General features: G+C 38.0%; 4 protein-coding genes. All 4 read left to right on the forward strand.

Going from position 1 to position 3530, the window contains the following annotated elements; translation table 11 throughout:
• Window positions 1-533 (forward strand): sugar phosphate isomerase/epimerase family protein (locus V7137_RS18740; RefSeq protein ID WP_335699480.1); only part of this gene is annotated, 533 nt, incomplete at its 5' end.
• Window positions 526-1767: a Tm-1-like ATP-binding domain-containing protein gene (locus V7137_RS18745; RefSeq protein WP_335699481.1), complete on the forward strand. Its 1242-nt coding sequence runs from the start codon at window positions 526-528 to the stop codon at window positions 1765-1767. The genes V7137_RS18740 and V7137_RS18745, both read left to right, overlap by 8 nt.
• Window positions 1754-2596, forward strand: coding sequence for a phosphoenolpyruvate hydrolase family protein (locus V7137_RS18750; protein WP_335699482.1), 843 nt, complete (start codon window positions 1754-1756; stop codon window positions 2594-2596). The genes V7137_RS18745 and V7137_RS18750 overlap by 14 nt, the downstream gene beginning before the upstream one ends.
• Before the next feature lie 229 nt (window positions 2597-2825).
• A partial coding sequence (locus V7137_RS18755; RefSeq protein WP_335699483.1) for a sigma 54-interacting transcriptional regulator occupies window positions 2826-3530 on the forward strand: 705 nt, incomplete at its 3' end.

Genomic DNA, 3530 nt, shown 5'->3' on the forward strand with positions numbered 1-3530 from the left:
ATGAAGAAAAGGAAAAACAGTATAAACATAATGCAGAAATTATGTTAAGGCATGCAGAACAGGCAAAAGAAAGAGGAAAAATTTTATTGGTTGAAAACGAACCACCTACTTTAACAAGTAATTGTGAGGAATTAGGAATTCTCCTAAAATACTCGAACCATCCAAACCTGAAAATTAATTGGGATATCGTCAATGGCTGGCGGGCTGGGGAATACCCTACTTTGGAAATGTATAACCATATTAAAGGCTCTGTCTATCAAACCCACCTAAAAGGCGCTTCACGTTTATCTAATTCGATTACGATTGAAAATCCATATGGAACGTTTGGAAATTTTGCGATTGCTGGGAAGGATGACTTTATTCATGAACCACTGATAAAAGCGCTTGCTGATAATGACTCACAGGCAATCTTAACCATTGATACCCATTATCCATCCTTTTACCAACAAGACAGAATTGGTGAGGTGGAAGTTGTTCGCCAAACGAAAGAGTTCTTTGATGGTATTTTAAAAAAGGAGGGAGTTCATGAGTAAAAAAATTGTCTTAATAGGTTCTTTAGATACAAAGGAAACAGAATTCTTGTATGTGAAAGATATCATTGAAGAATCAGGAGTAGAAACTCTATTAATCAATACTGGTGTTTATGAGTCTTCCTCTGTTGGAGAAATTCGTAATGAGGAAGTTGCCATTGCAGGCGGCTCCACAATCGAAGAACTAAGGCAAAAAAATGATCGTGGGCATGCTGTTGCGGTGATGACTAAGGGAGCCGTTTCCGTTTTATCAAAATTGGTGGAAGATGATATCGTGGCAGGTGTTTTTGGAATGGGAGGAACGGCGGGTACAACCGTTAGTGCAGCCGCGATGAGAAGTGTACCGGTTGGCGTACCAAAGCTTATTGTTTCGACGGTTGCTTCCGGCAACACCCGTCCATATGTTGGAGAAAAAGATATCATGATGATGTATTCGATCGTTGATATTGCAGGAATTAACAGTTTATCAGCTCGAATTCTTCGGAATGCAGCCAATGCACTTAGCGGGATGGTGAAAGGGAATTCCATTCCAATCGTATATGAAGAAAAGCCGATGATTGCAGCTACGATGTTTGGAGTAACGACACCATGTGTCAATCAAACAAGAGAAATTTTGGAAAAGAACGGGTTTGATGTACTGGTCTTCCATGCGACAGGCGCTGGCGGGGACGCCATGGAAAATTTAATTACTGACGGCTTTATTCAAGGGGTTGTCGATATTACCACAACGGAGCTGGCAGATGGACTGGTGGGAGGAATTTTTTGTTCAGGAGAAAACCGGTTAGAAGTAGCTGGATTGAAAGGAATTCCTCAAGTGGTTTCCGTAGGTGCGTTAGATATGGTGAATTTCGGTCCTCCTAATACGGTTCCAGAAAAATTCAACGATCGGAAATTTTATCAACATAATCCTACAACTACCTTGATGAGGACAACCGTAGAAGAGAACTTTATATTAGGCGAAACATTAGCACGGAAGTTAAATAAGAGTTCGTCGCCAACTGTCCTTGTTTTCCCTAAAGGCGGGGTATCATTATTAGATCAATCTGGTCAGCCATTTGAAGGAATGGAAGAAAGACAAGCTTTGTATAATGGTATAAAAGAGAACTTGAAACCTCATATTAAATTAATAGAAGTGGAAGAAGATATTAATCATCCTGTTGTTGCTAGTTTAATAGCTAATCAATTATTGGATTTACTAAGTACAAGAATAGGTGGTGTTGAGAATGCGTCTGTCTAGAGAAGAAGTATTAGCACGATTAAATAAACAAATTGAAGACAAAAAAGTAATTATTGGTGGAGGTGCGGGAACCGGGTTATCAGCAAAAAGCGCTGAAATGGGTGGGATTGATCTAATCATCATCTATAATTCAGGCCGCTACCGTATGGCGGGACGTGGTTCATTGGCAGGACTAATGCCTTACGGGGATGCCAATCAAATTGTCGTGGAAATGGGTAACGAGGTATTACCTGTTGTTAAAGACACTCCCGTATTAGCTGGTGTTTGCGGAACGGATCCATTTAGAGACATGGATTACTTCTTAAAACAACTGAAGGAATTAGGTTTTTCCGGTGTCCAAAACTTTCCAACCGTAGGTTTATGTGATGGTCAATTCCGGCAAAACTTAGAGGAAACTGGAATGGGCTATGATTTAGAAGTGGAAATGATTAAAAAAGCACATGACATCGGGTTAGTTACCTCCCCTTATGTCTTTAATGAAGAGGATGCAGTAAAAATGGCAAATGCTGGTGCTGACATCCTCGTTGCTCATGTTGGCTTAACAACAAAAGGAGCAATTGGAGCGAAAACTGCAATCGATATTGATGGGGCAGTCGATTTAGTCCAGCGAATCCATGATGCCGGTAAGAGCATTAATCCAGATATTATTGTTTTATGTCATGGTGGTCCCATTTCCGAACCAGAAGATGCAGAGTATGTTCTAAATAGGACAAAAGGTGTTTCGGGATTTTTTGGAGCATCAAGTATTGAACGCCTGCCAACTGAATTGGCGATTTCAGGGCAGGTTAGGAAATTTAAGGATATTAATGCAAATAAGATATATTCTTAAAAAAATTAAGTTATATGGTTTGATTTATCATCTTTGATTGAGAATTACTAGTAAAGAACCATAAAGTTAATGGTTATCTGCCACTACATTGAAATAATTGTAGTGGCTTTTTGCATCTTTGCTTCAAATCATTTTAAAATTGACGTAAATGAAATAAAATAATTTAAAATAGTTTGAATTATTAGTCATTTTTGATTATGATTAAATCAAAAATGACTAGGTGATGAAAATGAATATAAGCAGGGATGATTCGATATTTTTAAACCATATTTTAGAACATTCTTTTGATGAAATCTTTATTGCGGATGCAACGGGAATGGTTTTATATGCAAGTCAATCTACTGAAACAGTCTTTGGTATTCCGTGTGAGCAAATCGTTAATCATAATATTTTCGAACTTGAAAAACAAGGACTTTTTTCTCCCTCTGTCATTGCAAGCGTGCTAAGAACTAACAAGGAAGTAACGCTAATTCAAGAAACAAATCATCATAGAAAACTAATCATCTCCGGATATCCGGTTTATGATCAATCAGGAATATTAATAGGTGCTACGAGTTTTTCAAGGGATATAACCGAATTTGAGTACTTAAGAAAAGAAAATGAGCAGGTAGCAAGAGCATTACTTAAATTTCAAGAAGAGAATGAAAAATTACGAAAACAGGCGACTCAACAATTCTTTATAAGTAATGGAAAAATGGAAAAAGTATTTGAAGTTGTATCAAAGGTAGCAGATATAAACGTAACTCTATTACTCGAGGGTGAGTCGGGGGTTGGTAAAAACCATATTGCTTATAAAATTCATCAAATGTCATCAAGAAAGGCTGAACCTTTCATTGAAGTAAACTGTGGTGCGATACCTGAATCTTTATTTGAATCAGAGCTTTTCGGGTACGAGGAGGGAGCTTTTACCGGGTCTAAAAAAGGGGGTAAGAAG

This window comes from Neobacillus drentensis (assembly GCF_036962765.1).
Classification (GTDB): domain Bacteria; phylum Bacillota; class Bacilli; order Bacillales; family Cytobacillaceae; genus Neobacillus; species Neobacillus drentensis_C.